This window comes from Sphingomonas sp., from assembly GCF_004799495.1.
Taxonomy (GTDB): Bacteria; Pseudomonadota; Alphaproteobacteria; order Sphingomonadales; family Sphingomonadaceae; genus Sphingomonas.
The window spans coordinates 94,062-114,290 of sequence record NZ_SSMY01000008.1; the positions used below are offsets into that span (position 1 = coordinate 94,062).

General features: G+C 67.0%; 19 protein-coding genes and 1 tRNA gene. 10 read left to right on the top strand and 10 right to left on the bottom strand.

Annotation, left to right across the window (positions count from 1 at the left end):
• The first annotated feature begins 23 nt into the window (after window positions 1-23).
• Genes E7773_RS08330 through nudC form a run of 3 tightly spaced genes read left to right on the top strand, consistent with a single transcriptional unit; the run spans window position 24 to window position 3,234 of the window.
• Entirely contained in the window at window positions 24-1,016 is a 993-nt protein-coding gene (locus tag E7773_RS08330) for an A/G-specific adenine glycosylase (protein WP_293990762.1), read from the top strand.
• Window positions 1,016-2,350, top strand: a complete 1,335-nt coding sequence (locus E7773_RS08335) for a serine hydrolase domain-containing protein (protein WP_293990154.1) — start codon at window positions 1,016-1,018, stop codon at window positions 2,348-2,350. The genes E7773_RS08330 and E7773_RS08335 overlap by 1 nt, the downstream gene beginning before the upstream one ends.
• Window positions 2,351-2,364: 14 nt before the next feature.
• Window positions 2,365-3,234, top strand: a complete 870-nt coding sequence (nudC, locus tag E7773_RS08340; RefSeq protein WP_293990155.1) for an NAD(+) diphosphatase — start codon at window positions 2,365-2,367, stop codon at window positions 3,232-3,234.
• Here nudC and glmM read toward each other — a convergent pair.
• On the bottom strand, window positions 3,231-4,571 hold the full coding sequence (gene glmM, locus E7773_RS08345) for a phosphoglucosamine mutase (RefSeq protein WP_293990156.1): 1,341 nt from the start codon (window positions 4,569-4,571) through the stop codon (window positions 3,231-3,233). The genes nudC and glmM overlap by 4 nt on opposite strands.
• A 70-nt stretch (window positions 4,572-4,641) precedes the next feature.
• On the opposite strand from glmM, the gene E7773_RS08350 reads away from it, so the two are divergent.
• Together E7773_RS08350 and E7773_RS08355 are read left to right on the top strand one after the other, a co-directional pair.
• Window positions 4,642-5,913: a cation:dicarboxylase symporter family transporter gene (locus E7773_RS08350; RefSeq protein ID WP_293990157.1), complete on the top strand. Its 1,272-nt coding sequence runs from the start codon at window positions 4,642-4,644 to the stop codon at window positions 5,911-5,913.
• Entirely contained in the window at window positions 5,910-6,902 is a 993-nt protein-coding gene (locus tag E7773_RS08355; protein WP_293990158.1) for an aldo/keto reductase, read from the top strand. Before E7773_RS08350 ends, E7773_RS08355 begins: the two co-directional genes overlap by 4 nt.
• A 59-nt stretch (window positions 6,903-6,961) precedes the next feature.
• Here the strand turns inward: E7773_RS08355 and E7773_RS08360 are convergent, their stop codons facing one another.
• Window positions 6,962-8,773: a peptide MFS transporter gene (locus E7773_RS08360; protein WP_293990159.1), complete on the bottom strand. Its 1,812-nt coding sequence runs from the start codon at window positions 8,771-8,773 to the stop codon at window positions 6,962-6,964.
• A gap of 118 nt (window positions 8,774-8,891) precedes the next feature.
• Here E7773_RS08360 and E7773_RS08365 point away from each other — a divergent pair, with 118 nt between their 5' ends.
• Together E7773_RS08365 and E7773_RS08370 are read left to right on the top strand one after the other, a co-directional pair.
• Complete coding sequence (locus tag E7773_RS08365) at window positions 8,892-9,470, top strand: nitroreductase (protein WP_293990764.1); 579 nt, start codon at window positions 8,892-8,894, stop codon at window positions 9,468-9,470.
• 39 nt (window positions 9,471-9,509) lie between these two features.
• Entirely contained in the window at window positions 9,510-9,863 is a 354-nt protein-coding gene (locus tag E7773_RS08370) for a GntR family transcriptional regulator (protein ID WP_293990160.1), read from the top strand.
• On the opposite strand, the gene E7773_RS08375 is transcribed toward E7773_RS08370, so the two are convergent.
• A complete protein-coding gene (locus tag E7773_RS08375; RefSeq protein ID WP_293990161.1) occupies window positions 9,860-10,675 on the bottom strand; it encodes an arylamine N-acetyltransferase in 816 nt (271 codons plus the stop codon). The genes E7773_RS08370 and E7773_RS08375 overlap by 4 nt on opposite strands.
• Complete coding sequence (locus E7773_RS08380) at window positions 10,672-12,387, bottom strand: acyl-CoA dehydrogenase (RefSeq protein ID WP_293990162.1); 1,716 nt, start codon at window positions 12,385-12,387, stop codon at window positions 10,672-10,674. Before E7773_RS08380 ends, E7773_RS08375 begins: the two co-directional genes overlap by 4 nt.
• 40 nt (window positions 12,388-12,427) lie before the next feature.
• Between E7773_RS08380 and E7773_RS08385 the strand changes: the two genes are divergently transcribed.
• Window positions 12,428-13,399, top strand: coding sequence for an L-threonylcarbamoyladenylate synthase (locus E7773_RS08385; protein WP_293990164.1), 972 nt, complete (start codon window positions 12,428-12,430; stop codon window positions 13,397-13,399).
• Here the strand turns inward: E7773_RS08385 and msrA are convergent.
• On the bottom strand, window positions 13,396-13,944 hold the full coding sequence (msrA, locus tag E7773_RS08390) for a peptide-methionine (S)-S-oxide reductase MsrA (protein WP_293990166.1): 549 nt from the start codon (window positions 13,942-13,944) through the stop codon (window positions 13,396-13,398). The two genes, E7773_RS08385 and msrA, sit on opposite strands and share 4 nt — an antisense overlap.
• Window positions 13,945-14,006: 62 nt before the next feature.
• On the opposite strand from msrA, the gene galE reads away from it, so the two are divergent.
• Window positions 14,007-15,002 carry a UDP-glucose 4-epimerase GalE gene (galE, locus tag E7773_RS08395; RefSeq protein ID WP_293990168.1) on the top strand — a complete coding sequence of 332 codons (996 nt, stop codon included), beginning with the start codon at window positions 14,007-14,009 and terminating at the stop codon, window positions 15,000-15,002.
• A 31-nt stretch (window positions 15,003-15,033) separates the two neighbouring features.
• On the opposite strand, the gene E7773_RS08400 is transcribed toward galE, so the two are convergent.
• The 4 genes from E7773_RS08400 to folK all read right to left on the bottom strand — a co-directional run bounded on the left by E7773_RS08400 (window position 15,034) and on the right by folK (window position 18,319).
• A complete protein-coding gene (locus E7773_RS08400) occupies window positions 15,034-17,196 on the bottom strand; it encodes a TonB-dependent receptor (protein ID WP_293990170.1) in 2,163 nt (720 codons plus the stop codon).
• 87 nt (window positions 17,197-17,283) lie between these two features.
• A complete protein-coding gene (locus tag E7773_RS08405; RefSeq protein ID WP_293990172.1) occupies window positions 17,284-17,685 on the bottom strand; it encodes a hypothetical protein in 402 nt (133 codons plus the stop codon).
• Window positions 17,686-17,752: 67 nt separating this feature from the next.
• Window positions 17,753-17,828 (bottom strand) — tRNA-Lys (locus E7773_RS08410).
• Window positions 17,819-18,319, bottom strand: a complete 501-nt coding sequence (gene folK, locus E7773_RS08415; protein WP_293990174.1) for a 2-amino-4-hydroxy-6-hydroxymethyldihydropteridine diphosphokinase — start codon at window positions 18,317-18,319, stop codon at window positions 17,819-17,821. The genes E7773_RS08410 and folK overlap by 10 nt, the downstream gene beginning before the upstream one ends.
• Window positions 18,320-18,345: 26 nt before the next feature.
• Between folK and E7773_RS08420 the strand changes: the two genes are divergently transcribed.
• Window positions 18,346-19,002 (top strand): uracil-DNA glycosylase, encoded by a 657-nt coding sequence (locus E7773_RS08420; protein ID WP_293990176.1) that lies wholly within the window; start codon window positions 18,346-18,348, stop codon window positions 19,000-19,002.
• A gap of 325 nt (window positions 19,003-19,327) precedes the next feature.
• On the opposite strand, the gene aguB is transcribed toward E7773_RS08420, so the two are convergent.
• Window positions 19,328-20,179, bottom strand: a complete 852-nt coding sequence (gene aguB, locus E7773_RS08425; RefSeq protein WP_293990178.1) for an N-carbamoylputrescine amidase — start codon at window positions 20,177-20,179, stop codon at window positions 19,328-19,330.
• Window positions 20,180-20,229: the final 50 nt, after the last annotated feature.

A 20,229-nucleotide genomic window follows, 5' to 3' on the forward strand; every position in this document is an offset into this window, starting at 1 on the left:
ATTCTCCGTCGATCGCGAAACACCTGTTGAACTGGTACGACGCGCACCGCCGCGAACTTCCGTGGCGCGCGCTGCCGGGCGAGGTGGCGAACCCCTATCGCGTGTGGCTTTCGGAAGTGATGCTCCAGCAGACCGGGGTCGCGACGGTAATCCCGCGCTTTCAGGCGTGGGTCGCGCGCTGGCCGGACTTCGCGAGTCTGGCGGCGGCGCGTGACGATGACGTCATGGCAGCGTGGGCGGGGCTGGGGTATTATGCCCGGGCGCGCAATCTGGTCGCGTGCGCGAAGGCGGTCGTCGCCGACCATGAGGGCCAGTTCCCGGAAACCGAGGCCGGACTGCACGCGCTGCCCGGGATCGGCGATTACACCGCCGCCGCGATCGCCGCGATCGCGTTCGGCGCGCGCGCCACCGTCGTCGATGCCAATGTCGAGCGTGTCGTAGCCCGACTGTTCCGCGCCGCCGGCAAGCCCGCCGTGCGCGCCGCCGCCGAGGCGATTACCCCACAAACCCGCGCCGGCGATTTCGCGCAAGGAATGATGGACCTCGGCTCGGCGATCTGCATCCCGCGCAAACCCCGCTGCCTGCTCTGCCCGTTGCGCGACGACTGCGCGGCGTTCGCGGCGGGTGACCAGGAGAGCTTTCCGGTCAAACCGGCCAAGGGTCCCAAACCACAACGCTATGGCACGATCTTCTGGGCGCAGGCGGGCGACGACGTGCTGCTCGTGCGCCGGCCGCCCAAGGGATTGCTCGGCGGGATGCGCGCGCTGCCGACCGGGCCGTGGACCGACGCGCACCCCGGGCTGGCCGACGCGCCGATCGCGGGCGACTGGACGATGCGGGAGCGCACCGTTGCCCACGGTTTTACGCATTTCGATTTGCAACTCGCGCTTGCGACCGCGCGCGTCGAGCGCCATCAAGCCGGGGAAGACGCCATCTGGTGGCCGGTCGAGTCGCTGTCGCAAGCGGGCTTGCCCACGGTGTTTGCCAAGGCGGCGAAAGCGATAGGAGGGGCCTGATGCGTAGCTTTCTGACACCGATCCTGACCGGCACGGCACTCGCGGCGTTGCTTGCCGGCGGCGCGCTCGCGCAAGCCGTCGCGCCCGCGCCGCAGCTGGCACCGGCGCCGACCACTGCCAGCCCGCTCCCCACGACGCAGGCGCTGTTCGACTCCTATGTCGCGTCGGGCAAGATGCCCGGGATCGTCGGCGCGTTCGGGGTCGGCGACATGCCCACCGTGTTCGTCTCCTCGGGCAAGGTCGCGACCGACGCCGGCGCGCAGGCTGCCAGCCCCGACAGCCTGTGGCGCGTCTATTCGATGACCAAGCCGGTCACCGCGATGGCGGCGATGATCCTGATCGAGGACGGCAAATTGAAGCTCGACGAGCCGGTCAGCGACGTGCTGCCCGCGTTCAAGAACATGCGCGTCCAGTTGAACGAGAACACGATCGAGAGCCGCCCGGCGACTCGCCCGATCACGATCCGCAACCTGCTGACGCACACCGCGGGACTCGGCTACAACATCATTACAAAAGGCCCGCTGCTCCAGCTGTACAACCAGAAAGGGATCAACCCCGCGCAGGTCAACGTCGCGCTGGAGGCGCAAAGCCGCCCGGTCCGCGCGCCAACCTTGCAGGAATTCGCCAATCGCGTCGCGTCGGTACCGCTGATCGCCGACCCGGGGACCAAGTGGAGCTATTCGATCGGACTCGACGTGATGGGCGCGGTGATCGAGAAAGCGTCGGGAATGAGCTTTGACGCGTTCGTCCAGAAGCGCATCTTCGATCCGCTCAAGATGCGCTCGAGTTTCTGGACCGTGCCGAAGAGCGAGAGCGGGCGGCTGGTCAGCGAATATACGTTCGGTCTGAGCGGCACGCTGAGCCCACTCGATCCTGGTCCGACCTCGGTATATCTGAGCCCGCCGAGCTTCCCCTATGGCGGTGCCGGCCTGGTCATGTCGGCGAACGATTACGACCGTTTTCTCCACATGCTGCAGAATTACGGGACGCTCGACGGCGTGCGGATCATGAAGACCGAGACCGCCAAGCTCGCGATGTCCGACCTGCTGCCGCCCGGGGTGACGTTCGGCACGCTGCCCGGCGGGACCGGCGGGACGATGGCGCCCAGGATGGGGTTCGGCGCGGGCGGATCGGTGATCCTGGAGGATCAGACCGACAGCTTCGGCGCGGGCACCTATGGCTGGGGCGGGGCGGCGGGCACGATCGCGTTCGTCAACCCGGTCAAGAAACTGCGCGGGACGGTGATGGTCAATTACTTCCCGGGCGAGAAATGGCCGGTCCGCGCCGAGGCGACCAAGGCGCTGCGCACCGACCTGATGCGCTATACGAAGTGATCGCGCCGAGGGTAGTGGCGCCGGGATTCACCGGCAGTCCGCTCGACCGCGCCGACCATATCCGCCACGATGCGGAGGCGCTGGCGGCGGTGAGGGGCGACTGGCGCGCGCGGTTGTTGCGGCTCGACGGGTTCGATCCGGTGGTGTCCGACGACGGGCGGCTCGAATGGACGAGCCTGGCCGACGCGCCCGACGAGGCCGAGCTGATCTTTCTCGGCCTGCTCGACGGCAAACCGCACTTCGCCGCCGCCATTCCCGGCCTGCGTACCGGCCCCGGCCGCCCGCCGCACATGTTCGCGTTGCTCGACCGGCTGCGGCCCGAGGAGGCAGGCACCTACGCCGCCGCGCGGAGCGTGCTCGACTGGCACAGCCGGCATCAGTTCTGCGCCAATTGCGGGGAGCAGACCGCGATGTTCCGCGCCGGCTGGGGGCGCCTGTGTCCGATTTGTAGCACCGAACATTTCCCGCGCACCGACCCGGTCGTCATCATGATCGCCGAGCATGACGGCCGAGCCTTGGTCGGGCGCGGGCCGAACTGGCCACCGGGGCGCTTCTCCGCATTGGCCGGGTTCATGGAACCGGGCGAATCGATCGAGGAAGCCGTCGCGCGCGAGATTTTCGAGGAAGCGGGCGTGCACGTGTCGAACGTGCGCTACGTCGCGAGCCAGCCCTGGCCGTTCCCGTCGCAGCTGATGATGGCGTGCGTCGCTGAAGCCGAGGACGACGTGATCACGCTCGACACGAGGGAATTGCAGGAAGCGATCTGGATCAGCCGCGCCGACATCAAGCGCTCGCTTGCCGGCGATCCCGACGCGCCGATGGTCGCGCCCCCGCACTTCGCGATCGCGCACACGTTGCTGACGCGCTGGGCGAACGAGGCCTAGCCGGCCGCGACCTTCACCGCGTCGCAGATGCGATCGACCACCGCCGCGACCTGTCCCGCATCCTCGCCCTCGGCCATTACGCGGATCACCGGCTCGGTGCCCGACGGGCGGATCACCAGCCGGCCCTTGCCCGCCAGTTCGCCCTCGGCATCGGCGATGACCGCCTTGACGCTCGCGTCGTCGAGCGGCTTGCCGCCCTTGAAGCGCACGTTTTTGAGCAATTGCGGGAGCGGGTCGAAGCGGTGAAGGAGTTCGCTCGCGGGCAAGCCCGACCGCACCAGTTCGGCGAGGATCTGCAACGCCGCGACCAGCCCGTCGCCGGTCGTCGCATAATCGCTGAGAATGATGTGCCCCGATTGCTCGCCGCCGACATTATAGCCCTGCCCGCGCATCGCCTCGAGCACGTAGCGGTCGCCGACCGCGGTGCGAATCAGCTTGATGTCGTGATTCTGCAAGTGACGTTCGAGCCCCAGGTTGGACATCACCGTCGCGACCAGCCCGCGGTTCCTGAGCTTACCGTTTCGCGCCCAACCGGTCGCGATCACCGCCATCAGCTGGTCGCCGTCGATCACGCGCCCGGTCTCGTCGACCACGATCAACCGGTCGGCGTCGCCGTCGAGCGCGATGCCGATCTGGGCTCCGCTCGCGACCACCGTCTCGCACAATGTCTGCGGCGCAGTCGACCCGACCTGGTCGTTGATGTTGATGCCGTTCGGCGCGACCCCGATCGCGATGACGTCGGCGCCCAGTTCCCACAGCGCGGAGGGCGCGACTTGGTACGCCGCGCCGTTCGCGCAATCGACCACGACCTTTAGCCCGTCAAGCCGCAGGTCGTCGGGGAAGGTCGCCTTGGCGAAGTGGATGTAGCGCCCCCGCGCATCCTCGATCCGACGCGCGCGGCCGATCTCCGGCGCGGGGGCGAGCGCCACGTCGCCGTCGATCAGCGCCTCGATCGCCAGTTCGTCGGCGTCGGAGAGCTTGTACCCGTCTGGGCCGAACAATTTAATGCCGTTGTCCGCATAGGGATTGTGGCTCGCCGAAATCATCACGCCCAGATCGGCGCGCATCGACCGCGTCAGCATCCCGATCGCGGGGGTCGGCAGCGGGCCGACCAGCGTCACGTCCATGCCCACGGAGGTGAACCCTGCCTCCATCGCCGCCTCGATCATGTACCCGGACAGCCGCGTGTCCTTGCCAATCACGACGCGGTGCTTGTGGTCGCCGCGAACGAAATGCGCGCCCGCCGCCATGCCGACCTTCATCGCCATCGCCGCGGTCATCGGCGCCTTGTTGGTCAGCCCGCGAATCCCGTCGGTACCGAAATATTTCCTTGCCATTGCGCGTTTTTCCGTTCGCTATCTGGGCGTCTTGGCCGCCTCTTAGCGCGGCGAACGGGGAAGGGCGAGCATGAGCCAGGCGTTTCGGATTCTGACCGCGTTGGTGGTTGGGTTGGCAATCGGCATGGCGCTGGCCAACTGGGCGCCCGACGTCGGCGGGCACGTGCTGGTCGTCACCAAGCTGGTCGGCGGAGCGTGGGTGCACGGGCTGCAGATGGTGATCGTGCCGCTGGTAGTGGCGCTGCTGGTGATCGGCATCGCGGCGTCGGCCGAAGCGGCGAAGGCGGGGAAGATCGCGGCGCGCGCCTTGCTATTCTTCGTGGCCATCCTGTGGATCAACACGCTGATCTCGGCCTTCCTGATGCCGCTGCTGCTCCGCCTCTTTCCCTTACGCGCCGACTGGGCGAGTGCGCTGCGCGCCTCGCTGCCCCCGGCCAACCCCGATACGCATGTACCCACGCTGATCGAGTTTTTCGAAAAGATCGTGCCGACCAACATCCTCGATGCGGCGGCGAGCGACGCCTTCCTGTCGATGACCTTCTTCGCGATGGTGTTCGCCTTCGCGATCACGCGCCTGCCGCCTGCGCGCCGCAAGCTGCTCGTCGATTTCTTCCAGGCGATCGCCGACGCGATGGTGGTCGTGATTAACTGGGTGCTGGTGCTCGCGCCGATCGGCGTGTTCTGCCTGTCGCTCGGCGTGGGGATGGAGGCGGGCGCCGCGGCGTTCGGCGCGCTGGCGCATTACGTCGCGATGGTCTCGGCGCTCGGCATCCTCGTGCTGCTGTCGGCCTATCCGATGGCGATGATCGGCGCGCGGGTCGGGTTCGGCAGGTTCGCCCGCGCGGTGCTGCCGAGCCAGGTCGTCGCGCTCTCGACCTCCTCCTCGCTCGCGACGCTGCCGACGATGCTCAAGTCGAGCGAGGAACTGGGGGCGCCGGCCAGCGTGTCAGGCGTCGTCCTGCCCATCGCGGTCGCGGTGTTCCGCGCGACCAGCCCGGCGATGAACCTCGCGGTCGCGCTGTACGTCGCGCACCTCACCGGCACGACGATCGGCCCGGCGCAGCTCGCCGCTGGGGTTGCGACGGCGGCGATCACGACGATGGGATCGGTCAGCCTGCCCGGCACCGCGAGCTTCTTCGCCTCGGTCGCGCCCGTCTCGGTCGCGATGGGCGTGCCAATCGAGGCGCTCGGGTTGCTCGTCGCGGTCGAGACGGTGCCCGATCTGTTTCGCACGCTCGGCAACGTGACGATGGATGTCGCGGTCACCGCCACCATATCGGCGCGGAGCGGTGGTGGCGCGAAAGGCGAGACCGACCGCGAGATCGAGGAGATTCCCGGATGAAATACCGCACGCTCGGCACGCATGATGGCGGCCTGAAAGTTTCGGCGATCGGCATCGGCTGCATGCCGATGATCCGCGAAGGCAACATCAATTACGGGCATGCCGACGACGATGAGTCGATCAAGACGATCCACGAGGCGGTCGACCTGGGCCTGACCTTCTTCGACACCGCGGAGATGTACGGCCCGTTCTCCAACGAGGAACTGGTCGGCCAGGCGATCAAGGGCAAACGCGAGGGCCTCGTGATCGCGACCAAGTTCGCGATGACGTGGGATGGCACCAAGCCGACTGGTATCGACGGCAGCCCTGAGAATGCGCGGCGCGCGTGCGAGGGATCGCTCAAGCGGCTCGGGATCGACACGATCGACCTGTTCTACCAGCACCGCGTCGATCCCAACGTGCCGATCGAGGAGACGATCGGCGGGATGGCCGAGCTGGTGAAGGAGGGGAAGGTCCGCCACATCGCGCTGTCCGAAGCCGGCGCCGACACGATCCGCCGCGCCGCTAGGGTCCACCCGATAACCGCATTGCAGAGCGAGTATTCGATCTGGGAACGCGACGTGGAGGGCGAGATACTCCAAGCGTGCCGCGACAACGGGATCGGCTTTGTGCCGTATAGCCCGCTCGGCCGCGGTTTCCTGGCGGGGACGATCCGCAGCCTCGACGACCTGCCCGCCGATGACTGGCGCCACAACGACCCACGCTATCAGGCGGACACGCTGCCGCAGAATCTCAAGATCGTCGACGCGATCGCCGAAGTCGCGGGGCGGCACGGGGCCTCGAACGCGCAGGTCGCGCTGGCATGGCTGCTCGCACAGGGCGACGATATCGTCCCGATCCCGGGCGTGAAGCGCCGCGTGACGATGCGCGATTCGGCGGCCGCGCCCGACTTGACGCTGACGGCAGATGATCTCGCGACGATCGATGCCGCGGGCGGGACCGCCGGCGCCCGTTACAACGCGGCGGGGATGGCCAGAGTCAAACTTTAGGCGTCAAACTATAGTCAGCGACGGCGGCCTCCTCCGGCGAACCGGAGGAGGCCGGCCGATCACTTGACGCCGTGCATCCACTTCTTGAGCGGCCACGACAGTAGCAACAACAGCAGCCCGAGCGCGATCGCCACTTCGGCGATCGTGGTGAAGGTGCCGGTGTAGGTGTCGAGGCTGACCTTCAGGTTGGTGACCTGACCGCCCACCGTCTCGACGCTGGCGAACTGGGCGACGACGCCCGCGACGTATTGCGCGACCGAGATCGACAGGAACCACACGCCCATCATCAGCCCGACGATCCGCGTGATCGACAGCTTGGTGATCATCGACAGCCCGACCGGCGAGATGCACAGCTCCGCCACCGAATGGATCAGATAGAGGCCGGCGAGCCACCAGATCCCGACCTGGAAGTCCGGCCCGACATAGTGCGAGCCCCAGACGAGGAACAGGAAGCCCGCACCGACGCCCATCAGCGCCAGACCGAACTTGATCGGGATCGACGGCTCCCACCCGCGCCTGGCCAGCCACGTCCACAACATACTCATCAGCGGCGCGAGCGCGACGATGAAGAAGGCGTTGAAGAACTGCGTCTGCGGCGCGGTGATCTTAAAGTCGCCGAACACCGTCAGATTGGTGTTGCGGTCGGCGAACAGCGTCAGCGACGACCCGGCCTGTTCGAACAATGTCCAGAACACGACGTTGAACACGATCAGGATCATCGCCGCGAGCATCATCTGCGCCTCGGTCCGCGACCCCTTGACGAACGACCAGATCAAAATGCCCGGGATCGACACGACGAAGGTGCCGAACAGCAGCTTGCCCATCAGCGACAACGAGGCGAGATAGCCGATGAAGCCCGACCCCGGCACCGGCTTCGGCGTGTTCATCAGGTTGACAAACAGGAAGTAGACCACGGGCACCGCGACCAGCGCGCCGATATAGATAAGCAGCGCGCGGTCGGGACCGGTCCGCGCCGGCGGCTCGCCGACCGCCGCGAGCTTGCCGCCGTCGAACTGGATCAGCGTGTACGATACCAGCATGCCGAGCGCGGCGAGCCCGAAGCCGGCCCACCAGCCTACCGCGTCGGCGAGGATCGGGCATAATATCTGCGACCCGAGCGACCCCAGATTGATCCCCATGTAGAAGATCGTGAAGCCCGAATCGCGGCGCCGGTCGCCCTGCGCGTATAGTTCGCCGACCATCGTCGAGATGTTGGGCTTGAAGAAACCATTGCCCACCGACACCAGGCTGAGCGCGAGTAGCAGGATCATTTGCCAGAACGGGCTGCGGTCGCCCTTGGCGTCGAACCCACCCTTGGCGATGCTCTTCGCGGTCGAGCCATCGGCGTTAAGCAGCGAGACGCTGCCGTCCTCGTTCCCCTTGATCTCGAAACGCTTGCCGTTGTCGACCAGGACGCGCTTTTCCTCCTTGGCGGATGTCGGCGCATCCTTGAAATGGTCGACCTGCACTTCGTAGCGCTGGCCGTCGACCATCGCATAGGGCTTGGCCGTCTCACCGCCGAAACACAGCGTGAAATAGCCGATCGCCATGATGATCGCGCCGAACTTCACCGAGCGTTTCGACCCGAGATACTGGTCGGCGAGATAGCCCCCGATCAGTGGGGTCAGGTAAACGAGCGCGGTGAACCCGCCGTACAACCCCGTCGCTTCGCGATCGCCGAAGATGAAATGCTTGGTGAGGTACAGCGTGAGCAGCGCGCGCATGCCGTAATAGCCGAACCGTTCCCACATTTCGGTGGTGAACAGCCGCGCGAGCTGCCGCGGGTGGCCGAACCACGTCGCTTCCGCTGCCGGATTGGTATGGGTAATATCCGGCTCGCGCGGATTGTCCGCGGTCGGGGTGTCCACCATGGCATTCGCTCCCTGAACTCTTATGCTCCGCCGTCGAACACGCGGCGGATTGGATGGCGGCAACCTAGCGGCAAAGCCCCGGGTGTAAATACTACCGAACGGCGGCTAGATGAGCGCCATGTTCAACGACCGCTCCACCCCACTCTCGCTCCTCGCCACGCGCCGCTCGGGCAAGCCGCGCGACCTGCTCGCGCCGGGACCGGATGAGACGCAGCTGCGCGCCCTCCTCGCGATCGCCGCGCGGACGCCCGACCACGGCAAGCTCGCGCCGTGGCGCTTCGTCGTGGTGCCGACGGACAAGCGCGATGAGCTCGCGCGTGTCATCACCGAAGCATACCGCGTCGAACGGCCGCAGGCGGCGCGGCTGGAGATCGAGGCGCTCGTCCAGTTCGCGCACCAGGCGCCGACCCTCGTCGTCGTGCTGTCTTCGCCGAAGACCGAGAGCCACATCCCGTTATGGGAACAGGAATTGTCGGCAGGTGCCGCGTGCATGAACTTGCTCCACGCCGCGCACGCCATGGGGTTCGCCGGCGGCTGGCTGACCGGCTGGTCGGCCTATTCCGGTGCGGTGCGCGATGCGTTCGGCGCGGCCCCGGAACGGGTCGCCGGATTTATCTTCCTCGGCACACCCGCCAAGCAATTGGAGGAAAGACCGCGTCCCGATCTGAACAAGATTGTTTCAAACTGGCGCGCTTAATCGACTGGACGTATCCGCCAATTGCTGTATTAAGACGGCATGGCACTCAGCAACGACGATAGCCCGGTCTATATCCGCCTTCGCGGCGGCATCGCGGCCGCGATCCTGCGCGGTGAATATCGCGCCGGCGATCAGCTCCCCTCGGTTCGCGCGCTCGCCGCCGAACATGGCGCCAACCCGCTGACCGTGGCGAAGGCGTATCAGAGCTTTCAGGACGACGGGTACGTCGAGGTGCGGCGCGGGGTCGGCATGTTCGTGCTGCCGGGTGCCGCCGACAAGCTGCGCGTCGCCGAGCGCGACCGCTTCGTCAACGATCAATGGCCGCGAATCGCCGAACATATCGAATTGCTCGGGCTCGACGCGAGCGACCTGCTCGAACGCGAGCGCGTCTAGAACAGGCCCAGCGCGGCGACTTCTTCCGCCGACAGGTCGATCCCGAACATCATGCTGAGCCGCAGACGGTAGACGCGCGGGTCGTCGATCTGCGTCATGTTATCCTCGCCGCTGGCATGCCGGCCATATTTGCGGTCGTTCAAGGCGGCATAGCCCGTCGGCAACGCGATGCTCACGATCGACATGTCGACGAACCGCGTCCCCGGCGCGGTCGCGGTCCAGTGGTTCGACATGTCGAGGTCGGCCTGCGCGACGTCGGTGAGCAGAAAGCTGTATTGGTCGACCGGACCGCTGCCGCCGCGGCCGTCGGTGGCGCCGGACGGCCCGTCGCGGGTCAGCACCCAGCCGCGTTCGTCCTCGCTCAGCCGGAACAGCGCGCCATCGGGGGCGGTCGCCTCCGCGCCCGCCTTCAGCGGCATCGGCGGCGCATAGCTGCCGCCGAACCCTGCGTCGGCGATCCAGTCCTCCCCATCGATCGTGACCAGCAACAGCATGTGCGTCAGGCCGGGCGTCCCGGTCGCGCCGAGCAGTACGCGCGCCAGCAGGGGCCGTGCGGTGAAGCCGAACGCTGTCAGTGCGTCCCAGAACAGCCGGTTCTGCTCGAAACAATAGCCGCCGCGTTTCGCGGTCACGAGCTTGGCGAATACCGACTCGCTGTCGATCCGCACGCCGCGCCCGAGCCGGATGTCGAGGTTCTCGAACGGAATGGCGAGCCGATGCGCGCGCTGCACCGCCGCCAGCCCGAGATGGTCGAGCGTCGGCCGCGCGGGCAGGCGGATTCGCGTGAGATAGGCGTCGATATCGAAGCTCATGCGGCGAACAGGTGGGCGGACAGCGCGTACAGGCTCGCGGCGGGCGCGCTGGCCGCAGCGTGCAGCCCGAGCGCCTCGGGCACGATCTGCTCGACATAGAAAGCCGCGACCGCGCGCTTCATCGCGGCGAAGTCGTCGCCGCCCTCCGCCGCGACCCGGCCTTGGCGCTCCATCAGCCAGCCGCACACCGCGACCGACAGCATCGTCAGGAACGGATAGCTCGCGGCGAGCCGGTCGTCGGCATTGGCGGTCGCCAGCCGGCGCCCAACCTCGTCGCACGCATCAATCAGGTTGCGCAACGCGGCGTCCTCGGCTTCGGCGCGCATGTCGGCGATCAGCGCGTGGAACGCCGCGCCGTTCGACAGGCCGAGCTTGCGCCCGACCAGATCGGCCGCCTGAATGCCGTTGGTGCCCTCATAGATCGGCGTGATCCGCGCATCGCGGAAGAATTGCGCCGCACCCGTTTCCTCGATGAAACCCATCCCGCCATGCACCTGCACGCCCAGGCTCGCGACTTCGTTGCCGAGGTCGGTGGCGTGCGCCTTCGCCAGCGGGGTGAGGATTTCGAGCCGGCCCTTCGCCGCTTCGTCGCTATCGGCGCGGTCGACCATACTGGCGGCGAGATAGACCAGCGCCCGCGCCGCCTGGGTCTGCGCCTTCATCCGCATCAGCATGCGGCGCACGTCGGGATGCTCGATGATCGCGACCGGGGTCTTGTCGGGCGAACCCGCGCGGGCCGACTGGATGCGCTCGCGCGCGAACTCGACCGCTTTCTGCGTCGCCGCCTCGCCGACCTGCACACCCTGCAAGCCCACGTTGAGCCGCGCGTTGTTCATCATCGTGAACATCGCGCGCATGCCGCCGTTTTCGGCACCGATCAGCTCGCCGATGCAATCGTTGTGATCGCCGAACGAGAGCACGCAGGTCGGCGAGGCGTGGAGACCCATCTTGTGTTCGATCGACATCACGCGAACGTCGTTGAATCCGCCCGGATTGCCGTCGGCGTCGAGGCGGTATTTGGGGACGAGGAACAAGGAGATGCCGCGCGTTCCCGCCGGCGCGTCGGGCGTCCGCGCCAGCACGAGATGGACGATATTGTCCGCCATGTCGTGATCGCCGAACGAGATGAAAATCTTGGTGCCCGAAATCCGGTACGTACCGTCGCCGACCGGTTCGGCGCGGGTCTTGAGCGCGCCGACATCCGACCCGGCCTGCGGCTCGGTCAGGTTCATCGTTCCGGTCCACGCGCCGGTCGCGAGGTGCGGCAAATAAGCTGCCTGCTGCGCCGGTGTGCCGTGGTGGAGCAACGCCTCGATCGCCCCCACGGTCAGCGTCGGCGCGAGCGCGAAACCCATGTTCGCGGTGCCGAGCGTTTCGAGCACCGCGCTGGCCAGCACGAACGGCAGACCCTGCCCGCCGAAGTCGGCCGGCGCGCCGATTGTGCCCCATCCGCCCTCGACATAATCGTGATAGGCTTGGCGGTAGCCCGCGGGCATCTTCACGCCCTCTTCAGTCCATTTCGGGCCGTCGGTATCGCCCGCACGATTGAGCGGTGCCCATTCGCCCGCGGCGAATTGTCCCACGCCCTCTAGTACCGCATCGACGATGTCGGGGCTCGCGCCGGCGAAGCGCTCGGTCGCGGCGAGATCGGCGATCCGCGCGACATGGTCCAGGACGAACCGTTGCTCGGCGATGGCGGGGGTGAAGGGCATCGGGTTCCTCTCTGACTCGCAGGCGCTATAGCGTCGGGCAATGGACGCGCCAAACACCCGGATTCTCCCATACAACGCGCATAACACCGCCGAAGCCGCGGCGTTGATCGCGGCGGGCCAGTGCGTCGCGGTGCCGACCGAGACGGTGTACGGCCTCGCTGCCGACGCGACCGACGGCGCGGCGGTGGCGGGGGTCTATGCCGCGAAGGGCCGGCCGAGCTTCAATCCGCTGATCGTCCATGTGCTCGACGTGGCGGCGGCGAAGAAACTCGCGGCGTTCGATGCGCGCGCCGAGGCGCTGGCGGCGGCGTTCTGGCCGGGGCCGCTGACATTGGTGCTGCCGCTCAAGCCGTCATCGGGGATCGCGTCGCTGGTGACGGCGGGGCTGGAGACGATCGCGATCCGCGTCCCCGCGCACCGCGCGATGCGCGCGTTGCTGGAAGCGTGCGGCAAGCCGCTCGCGGCGCCCTCGGCCAATGCCAGCGGCACGATCAGCCCGACGCGCGTCGAGCACGTTATGGCGAGCCTCACGGACCGCATCCCGCTCGTCATCGACGACGGCCCGACGCGCCAAGGGATCGAATCGACCATCGTGCGCGAAGTGTTCGGGATGACTCGGATCCTACGCCACGGCCCGATTACCGGCGCGCAGGTGCTGGCGGCGCTGTCGACCGGCAAGCGCAAGGTCGACCGCTTCGACACCGGCGCCGACGCGCCGGAGACGGTCGAGGCGCCGGGGCAGCTGTCCTCGCACTACGCCCCGCGCAAACCCTTACGCATCGACGCACCGCGCGCGGCCGAGGACGAATGGATGATCGGCTTCGGTCCGACGCCGGGCGACGACACACTATCGGCGAGCGGCAACCTGACCGAAGCGGCGACGCGATTGTTCGACCTGCTCCACCGCGCCGACGCGAGCGATTTGCCGAAAATCGCCGTCGCCCCGGTTCCCGACGACGGTATCGGCGAGGCGATCAATGATCGCCTGCGCCGCGCCGCGCACCGCGACTAGGCGGTTTCGCTCAGCGCCTTCGACCGCGCGGCGAAGCTCTTGCGCAGCTTCTGCAACTTGGGCGGGATCACCGCGAGGCAATAGGGGTTCCGCTGGCCTTCGCCTTTCCAATATTCCTGATGATAATCCTCCGCCGGATACCATTCGGTCATCGGCTCGATCGTCGTGACGATCGGCGCGGGCCAGTTGGCGGCGTTGCGCTCGATCGCTGCCTTTGCCTCGGCCTCCTGCGCCACATCCACGGGGAAGATCGCCGAGCGGTATTGCGTGCCGACATCGTTGCCCTGGCGGTTGAGCGTCGTCGGATCGTGCGTCGCGAAGAAGATGTCGAGCAGGTCGGCGTACGTCACCTGGCTCGAATCGAACCCGACCTTGATCGCCTCGGCATGCCCCGTGTCGCCGCCGCACACCTGCTTGTAGGTCGGGTTCGCCACGCGGCCGCCGATATACCCGCTCTCGACGCTCTCGACCCCGATCACGTCCTTGTACACCGCCTCGGTGCACCAGAAGCAGCCCCCGGCCAGGATCGCATAGTCGGTCATCATGGGTCCTTTCGATTGGCCTCCGATATAGGTAGGGCAACGCCCGCAACAAAGGGATCGCGACGATGAGCAAGGGCAGTGTGCTGGTCACGGGCGGCGCGGGCTATATCGGCAGCCACGCGGTGCTGGCGCTGCTCGACGCGGGCTGGGGCGTGGTGGTGGTCGACAACCTTACGACGGGCTTCGACTGGGCGGTCGATTCCCGCGCGACGCTGGTCCGCGCCAATATCGAGGACGACGAGGCGGTGCGCGGCGCGATGCGCGAGCACCAAGTCGTCGCGGTGATGCACTTCGCCGGATCGATCATCGTCCCCGAATCGGTCGAGAACCCGCTCAAATATTACCGCAACAACACCGTCGCGAGCCGTGCGCTGATCGAAAGTGCGGTGGCGTGCGGGGTGAAGCATTTCATCTTCAGCTCGACCGCCGCGACCTATGGCACGCCCGACAAGGTGCCGGTGGCGGAGGACGATCCGAAGGCCCCGATCAATCCCTATGGCATGTCCAAGCTGATGACCGAGATCATGCTCAAGGACGTCGCCGCCGCGCACCCGATCAACTACTGCGCGCTGCGCTATTTCAACGTCGCCGGCGCCGATCCGCAAGGCCGCTCGGGCCAGTCGACCGCGGGCGCGACGCATTTGATAAAGGTCGCGGTCGAGGCGGCGACGGGCAAGCGCCAGTCGGTCGCGGTGTTCGGCACCGATTTCACGACGCCCGACGGTACGGGCGTGCGCGATTACATCCACGTCAGCGATCTCGCCGCGGCGCACGTCCACGCGCTCGACCGGCTGATCGAGGCGCCGACCGAGAACATCACGATGAACGCCGGTTACGGCCATGGTTACTCGGTGCTCGAGGTCCTCGACGCGGTCGACCGGGTCACCAACTTGCAGATCGAGCGCAAGATGGAGGGGCGCCGCGCGGGCGACCCGGCCGAACTCGTCTCGGACAACCGCAGGATCCTCGCCACTCTGCCGTGGCGGCCGCAGCACGACGACCTCGACCAGATCGTCCGCGACGCGCTGGCGTGGGAGCGGAAGCTCGCCGAACGCGGCTGATTTTGATCCGCTCACGCGGATTGCGACAAGACTAAAACGTCTTGCTGACCCCGAAGAAGAACGAACGGCGCTGGCCGAATTGCGGCGCGCCGACGCCGACCCCCGATCCGTCGCGGATCTCGTAGATGTGGTCGCCGACGTTGAACACGTCCGCGCGAATCTCGATTCCCGGTCCCTTGAACGTGTGGCTCGCGGTCAGGTTGAACACGGCATAGGAGGGCAGCTTCCCGCCATTGGGCACGGCGCCGTCCCTGCGCAGGCCCGACCCGTAGATCATCGACCCGCCAAGCTTGGTTCCGTCGGGCAGACGGTACGAAATGCCGCCCGACCCGGTCCAGGTCTGGTCATGGTCGAGATAGATGTAGTGGTTGGCGATGTACGCGAGGTCGCCGGGATCGAAGTTGAACTGCCCCGACACGATGTCCTCGCCCTGCGCCTTGGCATAGGCGATGTTGGCATAGGCGAGCAGCCGCCCGCGCTGATACGAGATCGACCCTTCGACCCCGTTTATCCGCCCGCGCGCATAGTTGAACGGCGTCAGGATGATCGGCGCGCCGAACTGGCCTTCGTCGACCAGATTCTTCGAGATGCGATGATAGGCGTCGATCCCGAGCGTCAGTGCTCCCTTCTTGAGCTGCGCGCCGAGGTCGAAATAATCCTGGCGCTCGGCGAACGGTATGGTGGCGAGTGGCGGATTGACGCCATCGTCGCCGGGCGCCTGCGCACTGGTGCCGCGGAACTGGAGCACGCTGGCCGCGCCGACATTGGCGAACGGCGCCGGCGAGAAATAGCGCGCATAGCCGCCATAGAGGGTCAGCCCCCCGCCCGCCTCGAGCACCGCGTTGATGCGCGGGCTGAATTGCGATTCGGCACGGAAGCCTTTGTAATGGTCGAACCGCCCGCCGAAATTGATCGTCAGCGGCGCGAATGGTTTCCATTCGTCCTGGAGATAGGCCGAATAAGTGCTCTCGGTCGCCGAATAATTGTCGGGAATGGCGATCGGCGCACCGGCCTGGTTGCCGTTGGCATCAAGCGGGAAGACGAGGCTTGTCGTCTGGCTGTTCGAACGGTCGCGCGAGATCACGACCCCGGCGCGAATGGTGTTCTTCGCGCTGAGCCGCCACGCCGCATCGATTTGGCCGCCGGCCGTGAAATCCTGCTTGAACGCGGTCTGCGCGATGCCGTTGAACAGCAATTCGCCGGTCACGTCCGGCCGGTACCGCAGCCCGGAGTAGCGCGCGAATAGCGAGAATTGCAGCGTCAGCGGCCCCGCGTCGTGGAGCAGGCTGGCGAGTCCGAACGCGGTCCGCTCGATCTGGCGCTCGTTGAGGTCGTCGCTCAGATAATCGGTCTGCCCATTGACGACATAGCCGTCGGTCGGGTGCAGCCCGCGCGGGTTGGGAATCTGGAAATACTGGTTCGAGAAGCCGCCGATCAGCGACGCGCGGTCGTTCGCGCTGAACGTATGATCGACATAGGCGAAGGCCTGATATTGATCGGTCCGGTCGTGGAGCGGGGAGCGGCCGGAATCGACCGCCTCGATCCCGCGGTCCGAGCGGCGATAACTGCCCGACAGGAAATAGTTGGTGTCGCCGCCCGACCCGCCATATTCGATGCTCGGCTCGATCGTGCCGTTGCTACCGCCATAGAGTGCCACTTCGCCGCCGTTGCGGATGCCGCTCTTGGTCGTGATGTCGATGATGCCGGCGGTGCGGAGACCATATTGCGCGGGCAGCGCGCCGGTGCGCAGATCGAATTTCTCGACCAGCCGAGGGCTGAGCGTCTGGCCGAACACCGACACGCCTTCGGGCAGGATCGTGCCGTTGACGCGATATTGCAGGTTGTTGTGGTCGTCGCGGACGTGGAGCTGGCCGCCGCCGTCCTGCACCACGCCGGGCAGCTGGAGCAGCACCTGGTTGAGTTGCTGATTGTCGCCACCGGGCAATTCGGTGATCGTCTCGTTCGAGATCGAATAGGTGGTGGCGCCGAGGCTAGGCTGGATCGACGCGCGCGCGGCGTCGAGATGGCCGGTGATGACGATGTCGCCCTTCTGCGGTGCATCGTCGCTGGCGGCGGGCGGCGGCGCGGGGGCGGGCGCCGGTTGTGGAGGGGCAGCGGCGGGGGCGGTCTGCGCCTGGGCCAACGCGGGCGCCAGCGCCGCGATCGCGGCGCCGATCAACAATGTATGTCGCATGGGTATTTCCAATCTTCACGAACCTGGGCCGGTCGACGGGCTACCCGCCGACCGAGCGGCAGCCCGGCTGCCGCAATTGTTTGTCGGTCAGGTCGTGAAGAGTGGAGGCGCGCGGCTTTGCCACGCGTGGGAGCGCAACGGAACGATGAACGCTGCAAAGGATGTGGCGGCATAGGCGACCGTCACCTCGACCGGCTTGGCCAAAGTGATCGAGCCGCCGAGCAGATAGGCGCCGAACAGCGCCTTTTCCTCGCACAACGGGCAGGCCGGTGCGGCGGGGGAGCGCTTCTGGTCGTCGGCCGTCGCCGTCGCGGCGCGCGCGATTCCGGCAATCGACCAACCCTGCTCCGTTCCCGAATGCGCGTGGGTCTGGGTAACGAAGCCCTGGCACAGCAACGCGAGCACGAGCCACAGCAACGCCAGCCGCGACGTCGCCCGATGGGCCGTCGCGACGATGGGATTGGGGCTGGAGGCGATGGATCGCGTCACGGCGTGGGACCTATGATACATTGTACCCGCCAGCAACCCCAAAACGTGTCGGGGCGTGCGGCGACGCTGGTGGGCCCGTCGGGACTCGAACCCGAGACCTACAGATTAAAAGTCCGTTGCTCTACCAACTGAGCTACGGGCCCGCACCAGAGCCGCGGCGCTTAGGGAGAGGGGCGCGCCGGGTCAACCGCGCGGCCAATTGGCGGACGGTCAGCCCGGTCAGCGGGTCGCGCCAGTCGGGGGCGATCTGCGCGAGTGGCTCGAGCACGAAGGATCGCTCGCGAAACGCCGCGTGCGGGATCGTCAGCCGGTCGTCGGCCCAAACACCGTCCGACCACATGACGATATCGAGGTCGATCACGCGATCGCTCCAGCGTTGGCCGGGGCGGCGGCCGAAATCGGCTTCAATCGCTTTCAGCCGGTCGAGCAAGGCGGGCGGAGCGTCGGCGGTCTCAATCACCGCCACCGCATTGACGAAACGCCGCGCCGACGGTCCGAGCGGCGGCGTGTCGATCATCGACGACACCGCGACCACCTCGCCAACCGCCGCCAGCGCCGCGCGCACTTCGTCGGCCGGGCCGCCGTGACGGCCGCGCCGGTTCGAACCCAGGGCAATCGCATAGCTGGACGTCATGACGCCGCTGCGCGTACCGCAGGCGCGTGAACTTTGCACCCAGCCCGCTCCCCGCCACCGAGCCACCGCACGATTGCCCGCTCTGCCCGCGGCTGGTCGCGTTCCGCGAGAAATTGCGTGGCGAATATCCCGAGTGGTGGAACGCGCCGGTCCCGGCGTTCGGCGATCCCAATGCCTGGCTGTGCATCGTCGGCCTCGCGCCGGGCAAGCACGGCGCCAACCGCACCGGGCGGCCGTTCACCGGCGACCAGTCCGGGCCGCTGTTCTTCGACACGCTCGCCAAGTTCGGTTTCACGCGCGGGACGTACGATGCGCGGCCCGATGACGGGCTGGCGCTCGACGGCGCGATCATCTGCAATTCGGTCAAATGCCTGCCGCCGCAGAACAAGCCGACCCCCGCCGAAGTCCACACGTGCAGGGCTTTCCTGCAACGCCAGGTCGACGCGCTGCCCAACGCGCGCGTCTTCATCGCGCTCGGCCAGATCGCGCACCAGTCGGCGGTCAAGGTGCTGGGCGGGCGGCTCCCCAAATGCCGCTTCGGGCACCTCGCGGAACACCGCATGCCCGACGGGCGCGTGCTGATCGATAGCTATCACTGCTCGCGCTACAACCAGAATACCGGGCGGCTGACGCCCGAAATGTTCGAAGCGGTGTTCGCGCGGGCAGTGGAGTTGCGGCCCTAGCACGCGTGGATATTCAGCGGGCTCGCGCAGCCAAATTGCTACCAATGTAGGATTTCATCTGATCTACCCTGATCGATGAGCACTCCGGCAACCACGCTTCCCGGTCCTGCGGCCGTGCCGTTCGCGGCTGGCGCGACACCATCGCTTCGCGGCAGCGCCGGCGTGGCGAGACAGGCGCCTGATTGCCGCGCCAGTGGCGCGCAATCGGCGCGTCGGTGGCGCGCAAAGGTCGCGTCACCGGCGCATCACGGACGCGAACCGGCGCAACTCGCCCAAAACACCGCCCAGTGTCAACTTTGTGAACTTAGGCGTACCGATGCATGCCTTAAATATCCTCCACCAGCCGCCCGTACAGCTCGGGCCGGCGGTCACGGAAGAAGCCGAACGCGGCACGGTGGCGCTTGACGCGGGCGAGGTCGAGGGTGGCGACGATCACGCCTTCTTCCGCGCGGTCGAGCTCGGCCAGGATGTCGCCGCGTTCGTCGCAAATGAAGCTCGTGCCGTAGAAGGTCTGGCCGTGCTCGACGCCGACGCGGTTGGCGGCGACGATCGGCACGACGTTCGACACCGCATGGCCGACCATCGCGCGCCGCCACAGCCGCGCGGTGTCTAGCTGCGAGTCGTGCGGCTCGCTGCCGATCGCGGTCGGGTAGAACAAAACGTCCGCGCCCATCAGCATCATCGCGCGCGCGGTTTCGGGATACCATTGGTCCCAGCACACGCCGACGCCGAGCGTCGTCTTGTCCGGGCCGTCCCACACCTTGAACCCGGTATTGCCGGGGCGGAAATAGAATTTTTCCTCATAGCCGGGCCCGTCGGGGATGTGGCTCTTGCGGTAGACGCCCGCGACCTTGCCGTCCGGGTTCACCATCGCGAGGCTGTTGTAGTGGTGCGGGCCGTCAGCTTCGAAGAAGCTGGTCGGGATCCACACCTTCAGCTCGGCGGCGAGCGCCTGCATCGCGACCACCGACGGATGCTCGGCGGTCGGCCTGGCCTGCGCGAACAGCCCCTCGTCCTCGACCCGGCAGAAATATTCGCCCTCGAACAGTTCAGGCGGCAGGATCACCCGGGCACCCTTGGCGTGGGCCTCGCGCACCAAGCGCGACACCTTGGCGATGTTGCGAGTCGTATCGTTGGAAAAGCCGAGCTGGAGCGCGGCGACGCTGATCTGGGTCATGATCCCCGCCATAGCGGGACCGAGCGGAAAGTGGCAGTCCCCCAACCAGC

Excerpts from the sequence above, each read along its gene's own strand:
- folK (WP_293990174.1), bottom strand. The coding sequence starts at position 18,319 with ATGACGTCCAGCTATGCGATTGCCCTGGGTTCGAACCGGCGCGGCCGT.
- galE (WP_293990168.1), top strand. The coding sequence starts at position 14,007 with ATGAGCAAGGGCAGTGTGCTGGTCACGGGCGGCGCGGGCTATATCGGC.
- aguB (WP_293990178.1), bottom strand. The coding sequence starts at position 20,179 with ATGACCCAGATCAGCGTCGCCGCGCTCCAGCTCGGCTTTTCCAACGAT.
- glmM (WP_293990156.1), bottom strand. The coding sequence starts at position 4,571 with ATGGCAAGGAAATATTTCGGTACCGACGGGATTCGCGGGCTGACCAAC.
- E7773_RS08400 (WP_293990170.1), bottom strand. The coding sequence starts at position 17,196 with ATGCGACATACATTGTTGATCGGCGCCGCGATCGCGGCGCTGGCGCCC.
- E7773_RS08365 (WP_293990764.1), top strand. The coding sequence starts at position 8,892 with ATGTTCAACGACCGCTCCACCCCACTCTCGCTCCTCGCCACGCGCCGC.
- E7773_RS08375 (WP_293990161.1), bottom strand. The coding sequence starts at position 10,675 with ATGAGCTTCGATATCGACGCCTATCTCACGCGAATCCGCCTGCCCGCG.
- E7773_RS08380 (WP_293990162.1), bottom strand. The coding sequence starts at position 12,387 with ATGCCCTTCACCCCCGCCATCGCCGAGCAACGGTTCGTCCTGGACCAT.
- E7773_RS08360 (WP_293990159.1), bottom strand. The coding sequence starts at position 8,773 with ATGGTGGACACCCCGACCGCGGACAATCCGCGCGAGCCGGATATTACC.
- E7773_RS08370 (WP_293990160.1), top strand. The coding sequence starts at position 9,510 with ATGGCACTCAGCAACGACGATAGCCCGGTCTATATCCGCCTTCGCGGC.
- E7773_RS08335 (WP_293990154.1), top strand. The coding sequence starts at position 1,016 with ATGCGTAGCTTTCTGACACCGATCCTGACCGGCACGGCACTCGCGGCG.
- E7773_RS08385 (WP_293990164.1), top strand. The coding sequence starts at position 12,428 with ATGGACGCGCCAAACACCCGGATTCTCCCATACAACGCGCATAACACC.
- E7773_RS08350 (WP_293990157.1), top strand. The coding sequence starts at position 4,642 with ATGAGCCAGGCGTTTCGGATTCTGACCGCGTTGGTGGTTGGGTTGGCA.
- msrA (WP_293990166.1), bottom strand. The coding sequence starts at position 13,944 with ATGATGACCGACTATGCGATCCTGGCCGGGGGCTGCTTCTGGTGCACC.
- E7773_RS08355 (WP_293990158.1), top strand. The coding sequence starts at position 5,910 with ATGAAATACCGCACGCTCGGCACGCATGATGGCGGCCTGAAAGTTTCG.